Source organism: Ornithinibacillus contaminans, from assembly GCF_001038425.2.
Lineage (GTDB): Bacteria > Bacillota > Bacilli > Bacillales > Amphibacillaceae > Ornithinibacillus > Ornithinibacillus contaminans.
Genome location: NZ_LDPV02000034.1, coordinates 1 through 17,231 on the forward strand (window position 1 = coordinate 1; position 17,231 = coordinate 17,231).

Consider the following 17,231-nt stretch of genomic DNA (forward strand, 5'->3'; position numbering starts at 1 on the left):
ACCTATAAGCCACATAAACCGCAACATATAGCTGAAAATGTTTTAAATAGAAAATTCCAAGCCGACTATAACGCGATGGAAGTATTATTAACAGATGTCACTGAATTCAAGTACGGAGTTCATTCGAAAGCATATTTAAGTGCCATCTTGGATTATGGTGAAAATAAAATTGTAGCCTATAAATTATCACGACATAATAACAATGCCTTAGTACGTGATACGGTCACTCAGATTAAAGATACGATTATTCCAATGAAGACATTATTTCATAGTGATCGTGGCTTTCAATACACCTCCCATGGATTTAAAAACTTTGTGGAAGAACACAAAATTATCCAGAGCATGTCACGTGTTGGTAGATGTATTGATAACGGTCCAATGGAGAATTTTTGGGGGATCATCAAGGAAGAGATGTATCGATTAACCACTTATAACACATTTGAAGAATTAGAAAAAGATATTGAGGCTTATATTGAATTTTATAATACAAAGCGCGTGACGTTGAAGATGGGGCTAAGAATTCCAGCATAAGAAAAGCCATGCATGGAATTCATACATGGCACAAAAAATTTGTTTTTTTACCTGTCTACTTGACAGGGGGCAGTTCATAGAGTGGCTCACTATTTTTCCCTAAATAGTGAGCCACTGTTCGGATGTGTATCTAGCTCAAAACACTTATGCCCCAGTCCTTCTTTTTGATAAAGCATTCAACTTATGGTAGTCTATTACATATAATTCATATAAAACATAGTGGATTACTGTGAATTTATTTTATACTGGAGTTGAATTATATGGGGAGAGAGTTTCTCGAAATATTTGAGGAGTGGGCTGATGACTATGACAATAGTGTTATGGGGCATGATCCACAATATAAAGAAGTGTTTCAGAATTATGATATAATTTTGAAAGAAGTTACCGAAAGTGCTGCAGGAAACATACTAGAATTTGGTGTTGGCACCGGTAATTTGACAGCGAAATTACTTGCTGCAGGTCATATGGTTTTTGGTGTTGAACCTTCGGCCGCCATGCGTGAGATTGCTGTGGAAAAACTTCCAATGGTACAAATTGTGGATGGAGACTTTTTAAATTTTCCAAAGCCACCTTTTACAATTGATACGATAGTTAGCACCTATGCATTTCATCATTTAACTGACACGGAGAAACAAACTGCGGTAAAGGGCTTTGCTGAGACACTGTTACCAAATGGGAAGGTAGTTTTTGCTGATACGATGTTCCTAACTGCAGAACGAAAGCAGGCTAAAATAGCAGAAGCATACAAGCTTGGGTATCAAGACTTAGCAGAAGATTTGGAGCGGGAGTACTATCCAATTATCCCAATAATCGAGGAAATTTTTACCGATCACAATTTTGACATTTCGTTTAAACAAATGAATGATTTCGTTTGGTTAATCATAGCAACATATAAATAGAACAGTGAGGAGAGAATACGAATGAAGAAAATGAATGTAGAAAGCTTTAACCTAGACCATACGAAAGTAAAGGCACCTTATGTTCGGTTAGTAGGTGTAACAGAGGGAGCAAATGGCGATAAAGTGTATAAATATGATATTCGCTTTAAACAGCCTAATAAAGAGCATATGGAAATGCCAGGATTGCATTCGTTAGAGCATTTAATGGCCGAAAATATTCGTAATCATATGGATAATGTATTAGATATAGGTCCAATGGGCTGTCAAACTGGTTTCTATTTAGCGATTCTTAATAATGATTCATATGATGAAGTGCTGGATGTATTAGAAAAAACTCTTGAAGATGTCTTGCATGCTGAGGAAGTACCTGCATGTAATGAGGTTCAATGTGGCTGGGCAGCGAACCATAGTCTAGAAGGAGCACAGGAAATCGCTAAAGAAATGCTAGCCAAAAAAAATGAATGGCATGAGGTATTTTAACAAAGAAAAATTCAATGTTGTATAAGCTCTTGGCGCGAGCGAATTTCTAATCGGGCGCCTTGCGCTTTTCTTAACGAGGTGAAGTAAAATGGCGATTTATCATTCGCTTAATGAATTGATTGGCCAAACACCATTGCTTAAACTAACGAACTTCGCTATTCCAACTGGAGTTTCTATATATGCAAAGCTGGAATTTTTCAATCCCGGGGGGAGTGTTAAGGATCGTTTAGGTGTTGCGTTAATCGAGAATGCCTTGGAAACGGGTATGATTACTCCAGGGGGGACGATTATTGAGCCAACAGCTGGTAATACGGGAATTGGTCTTGCGTTAGCAGCCAGAGAAAGAAATATCAATGTTATTTTTTGTGTGCCAGAACATTTCAGTATCGAAAAACAGACCATTATGCAAGCACTTGGAGCGAAAATTGTCCACACCCCTCGTGAAGATGGGATGACAGGTGCTATCAAAAAAACGAATGAACTGTTAGCCAAAATACCAAATAGCTTCTCACCGCAGCAATTCGATAATGCCGCCAATCCAGCTACTTATTACAAGACACTCGCACCAGAAATCTGGGAGGATTTACAGGGGGAAGTGGACATTTTTGTAGCAGGAGCAGGTACTGGTGGAACATTCATGGGATGTGCTAGCTTTTTGAAGGAGAAAAATGAGGCGATAAAAACGGTCATTGTTGAACCAGAAGGATCTATTATTGCTGGTGGCAATCCTGGTTCTCATCGAACAGAAGGGATTGGCATGGAATTTTTCCCTCCTTTTATCGATACGTCTTATTTCGACCAAATTTATACGGTATCTGATGAGGATGCTTTTCGAATGGTGGAGTCCTTAGCTAAAAATGAAGGACTATTAGTTGGGAGTTCGTCAGGTGCAGCGATGGTTGCGGCGGTAAAAGAAGCACAGAAGGCAAAGGCAGGAACTAAGATTGTTACGATTTTTCCAGATAGTAGTGATCGCTATTTAAGTAAAAATATCTATCCACAGGTGATAAGTACGGAGGTATAATATGCGTTCAAAGACAAAGATGATTCATGGTGGAATTACACGAGACGAACAAACTGGTGCTGTATCAGTACCAATTTATCAAGTAAGCACCTATAAACAGGATGGTGTTGGAAATTTCCGTGGCTACGAATATTCACGTACAGGTAATCCAACACGCCATGCGTTAGAAACGGTAATAGCTGATTTAGAGAACGGGAGTCGCGGCTTTGCGTTTGGATCTGGGATGGCGGCGATCTCGACGGTAATGATGTTATTGGATGCAGGAGACCATGTGGTTTTAACAGATGATGTCTATGGTGGTTCTTATCGATTAATGACAAAGGTACTGAATCGATTTAACTTAGACCATACATTTGTTGATACGAGTAACATTGCAACAGTTGAGCATGCAATTAAACCAAATACGAAGGCATTATACGTTGAAACGCCAACAAATCCATTATTAAAAATTACCGATATAAAGAAGATGTCGGAAATCGCCCAAAAACATAACCTATTACTTATTGTAGATAATACGTTTGCTACACCATACTGGCAACAGCCGCTTGACTTAGGTGCAGACATTGTTTTGCACAGTGCAACGAAATATATCGGTGGGCATAGTGATGTTGTGGCAGGGTTAGTTGCTGTGAAATCAGACGAACTAGCAGACCGTATTCATTTTCTGCAAAACTCTGTAGGAGCAGTGTTAGGGCCACAGGATTCATGGTTATTAATGCGCGGGATTAAAACGTTAGCACTTAGAATGGAAGCGACAGAATCTAATACACAAAAAATAGTGGAATTTTTACAGGGACATGAAAAAGTGACAACTGTATTTTACCCAGGATTACCAGCGCATCCAGGACATGAAATTGCCAAAAGCCAGTCTGGTGGATTTGGTGGTATGATTTCCTTTGACGTTGGAAGTGGTGAACGTGCTGAAGAAGTATTAAAACGTGTTAATTATTTCACCCTTGCGGAAAGTTTAGGAGCTGTTGAAAGTCTTATTTCACTACCAGCTAAAATGACGCATGCTTCCATCCCTGCTGAACGAAGAGCAGAGTTAGGTATAACAGACGGATTAATCCGTATTTCAGTTGGAATTGAAGATAGTGAGGATTTAATAGAAGATTTAGCACAAGCATTGCGCTAGAAGAATGAAGAAGAGCCGGGAACATAAGTAAAATGGAAAGATGAAAGGAAGAACAATACACTGATTCAGCGTAGGGAAAATACGTATACTCCTGCGCGAGGAGGCTCAGAGCCCCTCGCGGAAAGCGACGTATACTCCCGGAGCGGGTATCGTGCGCCAACGTTCGGACTTATCTAACCATAAACACATATGTCCCTGGCTCTTTTGTCTTTAGGGGAAATTAAAGGAAAGTCGACAGCTTCCAACAAAAACAATCCACCTCCATTAAAATATTCATTTCGCTCCATTTAATTTATGTTAAAATAAACACCATAAACTAAAGAAGAGGTGTGCATGTATGAGTGAAAAAGCATTAGCCTATTTAACGGAAAACCGAGAACGTCTTTTACAGAAAATGTATGACTTTTTAGCAATTCCAAGTGTGAGCACAGATAGTGTACATAAAGAAGATGTAAGAAAAGCAGCAAACTTTTTACAAACCTATTTAACTGAAATTGGTTTTGAAAATAGCCAACAAATTGAAACACAAAAACATCCGATTGTCTATGCTGAATATACTCAAGCGGGTCCTAATGCACCGACAGTATTATTATATGGTCACTATGATGTACAACCAGTAGATCCGATTGAATTATGGGATAGCGATCCATTTAAACCTGAGGTTCGTGATGGAAGACTTTATGCACGTGGTTCAAGTGATGATAAAGGGCAGGTATTCATGCATTTAGCAGTATTTGAAGCCATTATGAAGACTGAAGGGAAACTACCTGTTAACGTAAAGGTTTGTCTAGAAGGTGAAGAAGAAATCGGAAGTGAAAATCTATATGGAATGCTTCAAGAGAAAAAAGAGCTCTTCCAAGCAGATTTTGCCGTTATTTCAGATTCTGGAATGGTTGCTAACAATCAGCCGACCATCCTTTATGGATTGAAGGGATTCACTGGAATAGAAATTTCTGTTACTGGTCCTGATCACGATTTGCATTCAGGAATGTATGGTGGGGCCGTACGTAACCCAATCATGGCATTATCACATATTTTAGCTTCGATGAAGAATGAAGATGAAGTGGTTTCAGTCAATGGATTCTATAATGGAGTAGAAGATTTGACCGAGGAAGAGCGTCGTTTAATTGCGCAGGTTCCTAGTGAGGATTTTATGAAAGCTACTGGAATTACGGAAACTGTTTCTGAAAAGGGGTATACACCAAAGGAACATACGATGGCAAGACCAACTTTTGAAATTAATGGAATATATGGTGGCTACCAAGGTGAAGGAACGAAGACCATCATTCCAACTTCTGCAACTGCAAAAATTACGTGTCGATTAGTACCAGGACAGGATCCGGAAAAGATTCAACAATTATTAATCGATCATATCAACAAAGTAGCACCAAAAGGAGTAACTGTCACCGTTAAAAAGGAGAAACTTTCCGCAAAGGCCTATAAAGTGGAACCCAATCATCCATTAATTCAAAAAGCTGCTGATAGTTACACGAAGGCATTTGGAAAAGAAACGGTTTACGTGCGAATGGGAGGATCTATCCCGGTGGTGGAATGGATTGAAGATATCTACAATATCCCAATTGTCTTATTAGGTTTTGGAACACCTGATGACCGTCTTCATTCCCCAAATGAGAGCTTTCCATTAGATAGTTATGACAAAGGGATGGAAACACTAGTCTATTATTGGTATGAAATAACGAATTAGCTTGGCGGGATGAGATTTTAAATATAGGGGGAGCCTTAGATGGAAAAGTCGGTAGCGGAGGTTTATCATTCTGGAATTCTGAATCGATTTCTACATGCATATGGATTAGATGAAGCGTATAAATTACTAGGTGACTTTGAAAACTATGTATATGAAGTATTGCGTAATGATACACCATATATTTTACGGGTCACACATAGCTCACATCGCACGGAAGAAGAAATCATGGGAGAGATTGACTGGGTTAACTATTTATATGCAAATGGAGCAAATGTTTCTGTTACTTTTCCATCTATTAATAACCAGTTAATTGAGAAGCAAATAGCGGAGGATGGTACCATTTTTTATGCGTGTCTCTTTTCGAAGGTAGTTGGAAAACAAGTTAAATCAACTGATACCATATATGAAAAACGTCTATTCCAAAGCTGGGGAAAAGAAATTGGCAAGTTACATCGTTTAACGAGTCAGTATAAACCGAAGCGGATGACGCGTAAACAATGGTATGAAGATGATTTATTTGCTATTGATCAATACATTCCAGCGGAGGAAACGCTCGTTATTACTCGTACAATGGAAATAATCGAACATGTAAAGAATTTGCCTAAAAAGCACTATGGACTCATCCACAATGATGTGCATAGTGGGAACTTTTTCTACGATGGAAAGGAAATCTATATTTTTGATTTTGATGATGCTTGCTATTTTTGGCATGTTTCAGATATAGCCATTCCACTTTACTATAGCTGTTATTCGCTATTTCCTGATGAATCCAATGAACAAGCAAAACAAGAGTTTGCGAACCGCTTTTTAACCGCATTCATGGAAGGTTATCGTACGGAAATAGAACCACCAGAGGGATGGGAGACGTTAATACCACTTTTTCTGAAGGTTAGAGACATCTTGCTGTATACAGCCCTTAATAAAAAAATAGCGCCACAGGATCGTAGTGACGTATTAAAGCGCAGAATGCAACAAATGAAGGACCGTATCGAACAACAGAAAGCAATAGTTGGGAATGAATAACATGTGGGGGTGTTCAGCATGAAAATTGCGCTTATTACTGGAGTATCAAAAGGGCTAGGAGAATCTATTGCGAAGGCATTTCTCGAATCTGGGATTAAGGTGCTTGGAATATCGCGAAACGAGAATAAGCGTCTCCGTAAAATCGCTGACAAAAACAATGTAAGTTATCAGCATTATTCCTGTGATCTCGCAAATATGTCAGGTTTAGAAGCTACTATTGAGCAACTAAAACAAGATATGGATAGCCACCGTCCTTCTTTATTGTACTTGATTAATAATGCGGCTATTGTTGAACCGATTAATCAGGTTCACCAGCTGGATAACGAGGCGCTCCTTTATCATTTTCAATTAAATACTGTTGCACCAATTATTTTAATGAATCAGATGCTACATTTTACGACTATCATTGATGCTAATTTTATCGGAGTAAATATTACATCTGGTGCAGCAGATCGTCCTATCTATGGCTGGGGTGCCTATTGCAGTTCGAAAGCAAGCATTAATATGTATACAAGAACAGCTGCTTTAGAGCAAGAGGAACAAAAGACCGGCCAAAAGATTATTGCATTTAACCCTGGTATAATGAACACCAATATGCAACAGTTAATTCGTTCAAGCTCCAAAGAAGCGTTTCGTGAAGTTGACAAGTTCAAAGCATATAAGGAGAAGAACCAATTGCGTGATACCGATACAGTTGGTGGTATTTTGATTGATATTTTGAATGACGAGGCGAGTATTGAGAACGGTAAAATTTATCAGGTAAATGAATATTTTTAGGATAGAATAGAAGGGGTATAAGGATGTAATCCCTTCTATTCTTTTGTTGTTAAAAGCTTGTTCCATACTCGGTGCTATGAACGGAATATACCAGGCACATCAAGCATAGGTTACCTAGCAGGTTGCCTATCAGGTAGGGTACAAATTACTGAAAGTATCAACGAATTATGGTACACTTAGGAAACGTAAAATATACTATAGTAGTTACAGCCTGAAGCTGATGAATAGAAAGGACGAAGAAATATGATTACTAGAAAGAGTACGCGTGAAATAGAACAAATGCAAAAGGCAGGAGACTTACTTGTTCAAGTTCACAAAGAAATTGCTAAGTTAATTAAACCAGGTATTACGACACTTGAAATTGATGCTTTTGTTGATAAGCTCTTGGAAGAACATGGTGCAATTCCTGAACAAAAAGGATACAATGGGTTCCCATATGCGACATGTGCTTCGATAAATGATGAGATTTGCCACGGCTTTCCTCGTGCAGAAGCATTAAAGGATGGCGATATCGTTACCATTGATATGGTTGTGAATTTAGATGGTGGATTGGCAGATTCAGCTTGGACATATGCAGTTGGGAATGTAGATGAAAAAGGTCTTCGATTAATGGATGTTACAAAAAAATCCTTATATAAAGGGATCGAGCAGGCACGAGCGGGTAACCGAATTGGAGATATCGGTCATGCGATTCAGGTATATGCGGAAGCAGAAGGATTTTCTGTGGTACGTGATTTCACAGGTCATGGAATTGGACCAACAATTCACGAGGACCCACTTATCCCACATTATGGCCTACCGAATAAAGGACTAAGACTGAAGCCAGGAATGGTAATAACCATTGAGCCGATGCTTAATGAAGGTGATTGGCCAAGTCAAGTTGATAGTAATAACTGGACTGCTAGAACCGTAGATGGTGGACGATCTGCACAATATGAACATACGATTGTGATTACAGAAGGCGATCCAATTATTTTGACTGAGCAAGACCGATAATAAAATATCATAGGACCTGTATCGAATGATACCGGTTCTTTTTTTATGGCTTTTGCCCGTACCGTACTTTTTCTATTACAAAAAATCAGTTATAATTATGAGAACTTTAAGTGGGGGAGAAATAGATGGAGACAGTAGAACAAAGCATAAAAAAAACTCCAACGTCTTTCGTTATGATTAAACGTGGGTTGGCAGTTGGTTTTCCTATCATGATTGGGTATATTCCTATCGCGATTACTTATGGTGTGTTAGCGAAGCAATCTGGAATGACGCTGATGGAAATAACATGGATGAGTATATTAGTGTTTGCGGGAGCAAGTCAATTTATGGGGGCAAATATGATTGCACTAGGGGCAGGAGCAGTAGAAATTATTATTGCAACCTTTGTTCTTAACTTTCGGCATTTTGTTATGAGTTTATCCTTCATGAATCGAATGCGTCCAGTTTCAATGAAGTGGAAGGTACCACTTGCATTTGGTTTGACTGATGAGACGTTTGCGGTGTCATCATTACATACGAAAGAAGCGAAAGAGGAGAAAGGCTATCTATTCTATTCGGCTATTACACTGACAGCATATTTATCTTGGGTAATCGGATCATTGTTTGGTGGGTTGTTAGGGGAAGTAATTCCAGAGACGTTGAGTCAAAGCATGGGAATTGCCCTTTATGCTATGTTTATTGGCTTATTGGTTCCTTCTGTCAAAAAGGAATTCCGTGTCGGGTTAATTGCAATAATTGCGATGCTGGTTAATGTGATTTGTTTGCAATTTATGAGTAGTGGTTGGGCTATTGTTTTTGGTACGGTTATTGGTGGCTTAAGTGGTGTCTATTTCTTGAAGGAGGCGAGTGAATGATTTTGTTCATAATAATTGGTATGTCACTCGTTACGATGATACCAAGAATTATTCCTGCTTTCGTTGTTGATAAATTGCAGTTTAAGGACTGGATAAATCGTTGGTTGAATGCGATTCCTTATGCAGCATTAGGAGCACTTATTTTTCCAGGAGTACTAACAGTAAATGCTGATAACCCCTACATTGGATTAGCTGGTGGAATTATTGCCATTTTGTTAGCTTATATCGGATTAAATGTAATTTTCGTCGTTATTGGTGCCATCATATCTGTTTTTTTAATGACTACTTTAATCTAGTTGGTGAAAGAACAATTCTATAAAGGTAGCTAGGAGATACGTAGAAGGTTTGGATTTAATCGTCCCAACTACACGTATACCCTAGCTTTTTCTTAATCTAAATATGGCTCAATATGAATATGGGTATGTAAAATCCCATGCTTGTTCGCTAATACCTGTTCTATTTTCACGGTGATATCGTGACTTTGCTGGACATTTAAGTACGGATCTACTTTAATCGTTACATCAAGAATCGGCTGATTACCGAGTGAACGCCCCTTAATGTCTACCACCTTTTTAACCTCTGAAAATCTAGATATCGTTTTATTAATCTCCTGTAATCGATCCTCATCGAAGGCATCGGTTAATGTCAGTGTGGAATCTTTAAAAATATCCCAAGCAGTTTTACAGATGATGAGTCCCACTAGGAATCCAGCTAATGGATCTAACCAAGATATCCCAAACTGGGCACCGATAATTCCAATAAAAGCACCGATACTAACGAGCGCATCGGAACGATTATCTTGTGCTGCGGCATGCAGGGCACTGCTGTTTATCCGTTTTGCTAAGCGAAGATTATAGCGATAAACAATATACATGATGATAGCTGCCCCGACGGCTGTCCAAGCAGTAAGTAGGTCCGGCTGCTCTAACTCGCTAATAAACAGCTTTTGTATTGTATTAAAAATGACCTGTAATCCAACAGCTACCATAATGAAAGCAGCTAAAAGGGAGGCAATCGTCTCTGCACGGTAATGCCCATATCGATGGTTTCGATCAGGTGGCTTTTGCGAAATTCGTAACCCAATTAGGATGGCTATCGATGCAATAACATCGGTAGAATTATTCAATCCATCGGCCCATAACGCTTCTGAACTACCTAGATACGCAATGATTAGCTTTGTGCTAGCCAATACTAGATAAGCAATAATACTTATCCATGCGCCTTTTTCACCACTTTTTAAATTATTGGTCTGATTCATTGAAATGCCTCCAAAAATACATGAATTGCTCCATGTATTCGAATAACCATTAACTGTTTCTTCTATACAAAAATTATCTAGATGTAGAAATTGCTTTATGTCAACCTTTACACTATAACAAAGGGAAATCGATGAGTCTAGAGAAACAAATAAGCGCTATGTAATATCAATTGCCATGATGTAAGTATCTTTCATTTGTCCAAAAAATATAACCGAGTTCTAGTTTGTACTTTTTGTAAAATCTGATTGCAATTATTCATAAAATTTAGGATAATGGAATAAAGGAGCAAAGGGGCGTATCCCATGAAAAAGGAAAAGGTAATTTATCGCTTTTGTCCGTATGAAGGAAAGGTCCTAAACGCTAGAAGAGAAATATCCTTTGAAATTCGTTTATCGTCACGATTATTATTAGATGAACTATGCTTTAATTGGAATAAACAAGTGCTGGAGAAAAAGTTAAACAATTCCATTGAAAAAGGGAATATAGAGGAGTTTAGAAGCGTTCGCGAACAATATTTACAGTATATTTGGGAATAAATGCTCACATCTTTCCATAGCCTTGCCTACGTTTGGTAAGGCTATTTTCGTGTAAGTAATTAAGAAAAGAAATTAGGGGGATTTTATGAAATTAGATAGTGATGTTCTAAAGAAACAAAATCGTCTATTGCTCTATATCTTACTATTCTCTTTACTACTTGGTTTAGGAGCGGAAGTTGTTGTGGGGGCACCAGTGGAAAATATGCTCGCACTGTCTATCGGTGGAATTGTTGGTATAGGGGTTATTGCATTTTTAAATGTAAAAGCCATGTATAGTCAGCTAGTGCCTTACATTGCTGTAGTATGTTTAACCGGTGTATCCCTTATTATTATGCTAAGCTCCGATTACGTAACAAATATGTTGTTTACCTTCTTTTTGTTAGCGGTTGCAGCGGTGTCGTTATCAAAAGCAGTATTAACTACTGGTGGTGCTTTAGGTATCGGGCTACTGATCTTTTTCATCCTTATAAAGGGACAAACAGTAGGATTTGATACGCGGTCAGCAGCTATTACAACGGTGTTTTTTATATTGATTTTCCTTGTATTATTCATTCAAATTAAGGTAACCAGAGGGTTCATCGCAACAATGCATCAAACGTTATCTGATATGGAATTAAAGACGAATGAAGAACAGATTCGTACGAAGAATGTCCAAGCAGGTGCTAAAAAGGTAAGAGAACAAATGACTATCATTGAACAAGATAGTAATCTGAACCGTAATCAAATAAAAGAAATGCTAGAAGGGTTTCAAGAAATTGCTAGAGCGAGTCAAGCTCAGGCAGAAACGGCAGCCGGAATATCAGAGTCAACCAATACAACCCATCAGTCTTTAGAAAAAATGCTTGAATCCTTCACGAGAAGCATTCAAGACGGGGAGGATTTAATTGGATTATCGACGAAAGGCAAGGGAACAATGGAAGCTTTGTCTGGTACACTCGAAAATTTTCAATTGTCCTTTCAAACATTAACGATGAATATGGAAAGTCTAGTTAACCGTATTTATGAAAACAATACCAACGCTGAAAAAATTCAAGCCATCGCGGAGCAGACAAATCTATTAGCGTTAAATGCCAGTATTGAAGCAGCACGGGCTGGAGAATATGGAAAAGGTTTCTCCGTTGTCGCGTCAGAAATACGTAAGTTAGCTGAGGTTTCCCAGCTAACAGCCAAACAGATTCGTGAAAATCTACAAATGATTGAAGCTGATGCACAAAGTACACAGAAAGAGGTCATTTATAATCAGGATCAATTACAAACAAGCGCAGGACATGCTTTATTAGCAACAGAAAACTTCACAACGATCATTGAGCAGCTGGAAGGTTTTATTAACTACCTACAGTATTTGAATAAACAAGCGAGTACGATAAAAGGTTCTTCGGAATCTATTGAGCAGTCAGTGGATAATTTGGCTAGCTTAATGGAGGAAACAACGGCAACAATTGAAGAATTGGAAGCAATTGTCGATGAGCAAGTAAATCGAATGGAGTATTTAGTTGTAGCGGTTGAAACGACTAATGAAGCGGCTGCTACCTTAGAACGATCTTAATAAACTTTACTTTTTCTTAACACTGGTTGTTTCGATAGTTTGCTATGCTATACACAAGAGGGGTGTGAGAAATGAAAGAGGACAGAAAAAAGCAAGTCAGCTGGATGTTATATGATTTTGGTAACTCTGCATTTGCAACCACAATGCTAGCGGCAGTTCTACCGATATTTTATGATACGATGGCGACCCAAGGTGGATTAGCCGATGGCTTGGCAACAAGCTATTGGGGCTATGCGAATTCGATTGCTGTACTAATTGTAGCGATTTTAGCGCCGATTCTTGGTGCCATTAGTGATTTTTCCGCTTCGAAAATGAAGTTTCTCCGTTTTTTCGCATTTATGGGGATGATTGCGAGTATACTATTAGCTTTTACCGGTGATGGGAATTATTTATTTGTAGCAATTATGTTTATTATCGGCTCCATCGGGTTTTCTGGTGCTAATATTTTCTACGATGCCTTTTTACCGGAAATAGCAGAGGAAAAAGACTTAGACCGTGTATCTGCAGGTGGTTTTGCATTAGGGTATGTTGGTGGAGGAATCCTGTTACTTATTAATGTACTCATGATATTAAATCCCGGCTGGTTTGGGATGGCCGACCAAATCGTTGCCATGAAGGTTTCGTTTTTGACGGTAGGAATTTGGTGGTTTGTCTTCTCGATTCCACTACTGAAAAACATTAAGGAAGAAAAACACGTATCTGTAAAACGAGATAAATCGTTTCTAACCATTGGCTTTACCAGAATCGGAAGTACCTTTAAGGAAATTAAACAATTCAAGCATCTATTACTATTTCTGTTTGCGTTTTGGTTATATAATGATGGAATTTCGACCATTATTCGTATGGCGACTATTTATGGTGCAGATATCGGAATTGGAACAAATGATTTAATTGTTGCGTTACTCATTACACAATTTGTAGGAATACCATTTACATTTTTCTTCGGGTGGCTAGCGAGCAAAATCGCACCAAAGAAAGCATTAATGATGACGCTGTTCATTTACCTAGGTATTGTCATCATTGGGTATTTCATGAATTCAGCTCTTCATTTTTACTTATTGGCTATTTGTGTAGGATTTGTACAGGGTGGTTCCCAAGCATTAAGTAGATCGATATTTGGTCGGATGGTACCTGAAAATAAAACAGGGGAATTCTTCGGCTTTTACGGAATATCATCTAAGTTTTCGGCTGTATTTGGACCATTTCTATTCGGTTTTGTAGGTCAGATTACTGGTGATAGTAGGTTTGGTATTTTATCATTAGTGTTCTTCTTTATTGCAGGTATTATCTTACTTAGCTTCGTAAACATTGAAAAAGGTGTACAAGCAGCAAAAAAACAGAATAACTAAAGTAATGAGAGCTGGGAGATAAGTATGGTTAAAATTGCTAATTTCCCAGCTTCTCTTGTACATGTATTTTGCTAAAACACTTTTTTTACAAAAGCGGTTTCGTTTTATACGATTGGCTCACTAAATTTGTTTTGTAAATCTAACTGAAGCGGTAAACCTGTGTCATAGGAAATATCCCCGATGATTTCTTCTAAATCTGAACGTGTTGATCCCCGATTTGACCAGAAATCCAACACATATTTCATAATTCCAATTGCTTCAATTCGTGCTTGTTCATATAAATCGATAAAGCTCTTTAGCGATGGTTCATTTGTAGCAGAATGTCTCCATGTTTTGTGCTCTACATTAAGATAATCAGTATGTACAGTAATAGGTTGATATGAATAGGAAGAAACCAACGATTTGAAAAGTTTATTTTTCCATCCATAAGGATCTGCTAATAGCTTTTGCGCAAGCTTCATGTCTTGAAATGCTTTTTTTATATAGCCCGAAGAGTTCTTAGCTATTTCTGGGTAGTGTCGAACAATCGCAGGATGCAAGAAATCGGCTATGGCTGTTCGTTGATGCTTTGTAAGGTGAATTTCTTTAGAGACGGGTGTTTTCCAGGTTTTTAAGTTTTTATAGCGTTCCATCATTAAAGTGTCAATGATCACCTCTAGCTTCTGATGCTTATTTCCGTCATACCCCGCGCGGTAATGCACATATGGATGTGTATTTCGGTCTAAAATATGATGAGTCATAAAAGCTAATACATAGGATTTAATTTCTTCCGATTTGTCTTTGGCAGAAATAATTAAATCCATTAGAAAATCACCACATTTTTTCGTGTGGAGTAAATTACCTATCTGGTGAACCGGCTCATCCTTTATCCATGGCCAAAAATTATAATAAAAGAAAGGATCGGGACCTTGTGCACCTAAATTCAAAATATAACTATGCTTTGGGATTGATTCTGGATGGCCAATGGCATCAACCACATCCTCGCAAAACAGCATATGTGTCCATATGTTAGGCATGGAAAGTCCTCCTGTCAATGAAATGTAAAATGTCTAGTTACTAGTATAATGGTAAAACGTATCAGGATGGATTACAATTTTGTGAATTTAGCGGAGAGATATAAAAAATAGGAGATGGCAGTAATTAAGGATTCGCATTTATTAAAAATTTGGTACAATAGAGAGGGATTATGTAAGTGAATTTAAACTGCTGAATAAGCAGGATTCGTAACAATAGGGGAGGAAATACATATGGAATATCGATTAGAACATGATACATTGGGCGAAGTGAAGGTACCAGCGGATAAATTTTGGGGTGCACAAACACAGCGAAGTAAGGAAAACTTTCCAATTGGTAATGAGACAATGCCAATCGAAATTATAAAAGCGTTTGCAATTTTGAAGAAAAGTGCAGCGAAAGTAAATCATGATTTAGGATTATTGGAAGCTAAAAAAGCGGATGCAATCGAATATGCAGCATTACAACTAATAGATGGGAAATTGAATCAGCATTTTCCATTAGTTGTGTGGCAAACTGGTAGTGGTACTCAATCGAACATGAATGTGAATGAGGTATTAGCTTTTGTAGGAAATGAATGGCTAAAAGCAGAGGGTAGTGATCTTACACTTCATCCAAATGATGATGTCAATAAATCACAAAGTTCTAATGATACGTATCCAACTGCGATGCATATTGCAGCAGTTTTAAAACTAGAGGATGAAGTACTTCCCGCTTTACAAACTTTAAAGCAAACGTTTAAAACTAAAATGGAAGCATTCAGTTCAATTGTTAAAATTGGGAGAACACATCTTCAAGACGCAACACCATTAACACTAGGACAAGAAATTAGTGGCTGGCATCGCATGCTAGAAAAATCTGAAAGCATGATTATTGAGAGCCTAAAATATTTACGTGAGCTTGCGCTAGGTGGTACTGCAGTAGGTACAGGACTAAATGCACATCCGGAATTCTCTGAACGAGTTAGTAAAGAAATTAGCAACTATACGAAGAAAGAATTTATTACGGCACCAAATAAATTTCACGCATTAACAAGTCATGATGAATCTGTCTTTGCTCATGGTGCATTAAAGGGATTGGCTGCAGACTTGATGAAAATTGCCAATGATGTTCGTTGGTTAGCAAGTGGACCTCGCTGTGGAATTGGGGAAATTACGATTCCAGAAAATGAGCCAGGAAGCTCGATCATGCCAGGAAAAGTGAACCCAACACAAAGTGAAGCTGTTACGATGGTTGCGGCACAAGTCATGGGAAATGATGCAACGATTGGTTTTGCAGCTAGTCAAGGGAACTTCGAATTAAATGTATTTAAGCCAGTTATCGCCTATAATTTCTTACAGTCATGTCAGCTACTAGCAGACAGCATGCTTTCATTTGATGAACGATGTGCACAAGGAATTGAGCCAAATCTAGATCAAATTGAAAAGAATCTAAATGATTCACTAATGCTAGTGACAGCTTTAAATCCTCATATCGGCTATGAGAATGCAGCGAAGATTGCTAAAAAAGCATATGCAGATAATGCTACATTAAAAGAGACGGCGGTTGCATTAGGTCTGTTAACCGAACAAGAATTTGATCAATATGTTAATCCGAAAGAAATGACACATCCTAAATAAGAACGAAAAAGAATCCTGCTTATGAAAAGTAGGATTCTTTTTTTTGCATGCAAAAAAACATGGGAGCGAGCCACAAATTACCAATGGTTATTTGTGATAAGATTTTCTGTTCTGTTAACAATATAGGTACAGGAGGTGATAAAACATGGCAAGCAACAATTCAAACCAATTACTTGTACCTGGTGTTGAACAAGCTCTTCAACAAATGAAATATGAAATCGCTTCTGAGTTTGGTGTAAACCTTGGTGCTGACACTACTTCTCGTGCTAACGGTTCTGTTGGTGGAGAAATCACTAAGCGTCTAGTTCAAACAGCTCAACAACAACTTAACGGAAAAATTCAATAATGATGGCATCTGGGGTGTATAGCCCTTTACGAGGGAAAGTCAAATCGACTTTCCCTTTTTAATTGTTACCATCCTGTTGAATAATTGTATTATTTACTAAATGCTAGAAATAATTCCCTATACGTTACAAAAATATAA

18 protein-coding genes are annotated in these 17,231 nt (G+C 38.1%); 16 read left to right on the top strand and 2 right to left on the bottom strand.

The window, feature by feature from the left end:
• The 11 genes from JF53_RS07530 to JF53_RS07580 all read left to right on the top strand — a co-directional run.
• A partial coding sequence (locus JF53_RS07530) for an IS3 family transposase (RefSeq protein ID WP_047982126.1) occupies window positions 1–531 on the top strand: 531 nt, incomplete at its 5' end.
• Window positions 532–791: 260 nt separating this feature from the next.
• Window positions 792–1,430: a class I SAM-dependent DNA methyltransferase gene (locus JF53_RS07535; protein WP_047982536.1), complete on the top strand. Its 639-nt coding sequence runs from the start codon at window positions 792–794 to the stop codon at window positions 1,428–1,430.
• A gap of 21 nt (window positions 1,431–1,451) precedes the next feature.
• Window positions 1,452–1,910, top strand: coding sequence for an S-ribosylhomocysteine lyase (locus JF53_RS07540; RefSeq protein WP_047982535.1), 459 nt, complete (start codon window positions 1,452–1,454; stop codon window positions 1,908–1,910).
• Between the two features lie 88 nt (window positions 1,911–1,998).
• Window positions 1,999–2,934, top strand: coding sequence for a PLP-dependent cysteine synthase family protein (locus JF53_RS07545; protein ID WP_047982534.1), 936 nt, complete (start codon window positions 1,999–2,001; stop codon window positions 2,932–2,934).
• Between the two features lies 1 nt (window position 2,935).
• Window positions 2,936–4,069, top strand: coding sequence for a bifunctional cystathionine gamma-lyase/homocysteine desulfhydrase (locus tag JF53_RS07550; protein WP_047982533.1), 1,134 nt, complete (start codon window positions 2,936–2,938; stop codon window positions 4,067–4,069).
• 337 nt (window positions 4,070–4,406) lie between these two features.
• Window positions 4,407–5,774 (top strand): dipeptidase, encoded by a 1,368-nt coding sequence (locus JF53_RS07555; RefSeq protein ID WP_047982532.1) that lies wholly within the window; start codon window positions 4,407–4,409, stop codon window positions 5,772–5,774.
• 39 nt (window positions 5,775–5,813) lie between these two features.
• Entirely contained in the window at window positions 5,814–6,797 is a 984-nt protein-coding gene (locus tag JF53_RS07560; RefSeq protein WP_047982531.1) for a phosphotransferase enzyme family protein, read from the top strand.
• Window positions 6,798–6,815: 18 nt separating this feature from the next.
• On the top strand, window positions 6,816–7,574 hold the full coding sequence (locus tag JF53_RS07565; RefSeq protein WP_047982530.1) for a (S)-benzoin forming benzil reductase: 759 nt from the start codon (window positions 6,816–6,818) through the stop codon (window positions 7,572–7,574).
• A gap of 243 nt (window positions 7,575–7,817) precedes the next feature.
• Complete coding sequence (gene map / locus JF53_RS07570; protein WP_047982529.1) at window positions 7,818–8,570, top strand: type I methionyl aminopeptidase; 753 nt, start codon at window positions 7,818–7,820, stop codon at window positions 8,568–8,570.
• Between the two features lie 125 nt (window positions 8,571–8,695).
• The gene (locus JF53_RS07575) at window positions 8,696–9,424 is read left to right on the top strand and encodes an AzlC family ABC transporter permease (RefSeq protein ID WP_047982528.1); all 729 of its coding nucleotides are present in this window, start codon (window positions 8,696–8,698) and stop codon (window positions 9,422–9,424) included.
• A complete protein-coding gene (locus JF53_RS07580) occupies window positions 9,421–9,720 on the top strand; it encodes an AzlD domain-containing protein (protein ID WP_047982527.1) in 300 nt (99 codons plus the stop codon). Before JF53_RS07575 ends, JF53_RS07580 begins: the two co-directional genes overlap by 4 nt.
• 92 nt (window positions 9,721–9,812) lie before the next feature.
• Here JF53_RS07580 and JF53_RS07585 read toward each other — a convergent pair whose 3' ends face one another.
• Window positions 9,813–10,682 carry a cation diffusion facilitator family transporter gene (locus JF53_RS07585; RefSeq protein ID WP_047982526.1) on the bottom strand — a complete coding sequence of 290 codons (870 nt, stop codon included), beginning with the start codon at window positions 10,680–10,682 and terminating at the stop codon, window positions 9,813–9,815.
• Between the two features lie 303 nt (window positions 10,683–10,985).
• Between JF53_RS07585 and JF53_RS07590 the strand changes: the two genes are divergently transcribed.
• The 3 genes from JF53_RS07590 to JF53_RS07600 all read left to right on the top strand — a co-directional run bounded on the left by JF53_RS07590 (window position 10,986) and on the right by JF53_RS07600 (window position 14,114).
• On the top strand, window positions 10,986–11,219 hold the full coding sequence (locus tag JF53_RS07590) for a hypothetical protein (RefSeq protein WP_047982525.1): 234 nt from the start codon (window positions 10,986–10,988) through the stop codon (window positions 11,217–11,219).
• Window positions 11,220–11,304: 85 nt separating this feature from the next.
• On the top strand, window positions 11,305–12,765 hold the full coding sequence (locus JF53_RS07595) for a methyl-accepting chemotaxis protein (RefSeq protein ID WP_047982524.1): 1,461 nt from the start codon (window positions 11,305–11,307) through the stop codon (window positions 12,763–12,765).
• Between the two features lie 71 nt (window positions 12,766–12,836).
• The gene (locus tag JF53_RS07600; RefSeq protein WP_047982523.1) at window positions 12,837–14,114 is read left to right on the top strand and encodes an MFS transporter; all 1,278 of its coding nucleotides are present in this window, start codon (window positions 12,837–12,839) and stop codon (window positions 14,112–14,114) included.
• Window positions 14,115–14,218: 104 nt separating this feature from the next.
• Here the strand turns inward: JF53_RS07600 and JF53_RS07605 are convergent, their stop codons facing one another.
• On the bottom strand, window positions 14,219–15,130 hold the full coding sequence (locus JF53_RS07605; protein WP_047982522.1) for a zinc dependent phospholipase C family protein: 912 nt from the start codon (window positions 15,128–15,130) through the stop codon (window positions 14,219–14,221).
• A gap of 231 nt (window positions 15,131–15,361) precedes the next feature.
• On the opposite strand from JF53_RS07605, the gene fumC reads away from it, so the two are divergent.
• Both fumC and JF53_RS07615 read left to right on the top strand, forming a co-directional pair.
• On the top strand, window positions 15,362–16,747 hold the full coding sequence (gene fumC, locus JF53_RS07610; RefSeq protein ID WP_047982521.1) for a class II fumarate hydratase: 1,386 nt from the start codon (window positions 15,362–15,364) through the stop codon (window positions 16,745–16,747).
• Between the two features lie 145 nt (window positions 16,748–16,892).
• Window positions 16,893–17,093, top strand: a complete 201-nt coding sequence (locus tag JF53_RS07615) for an alpha/beta-type small acid-soluble spore protein (RefSeq protein ID WP_047982520.1) — start codon at window positions 16,893–16,895, stop codon at window positions 17,091–17,093.
• Window positions 17,094–17,231 lie beyond the last annotated feature (138 nt).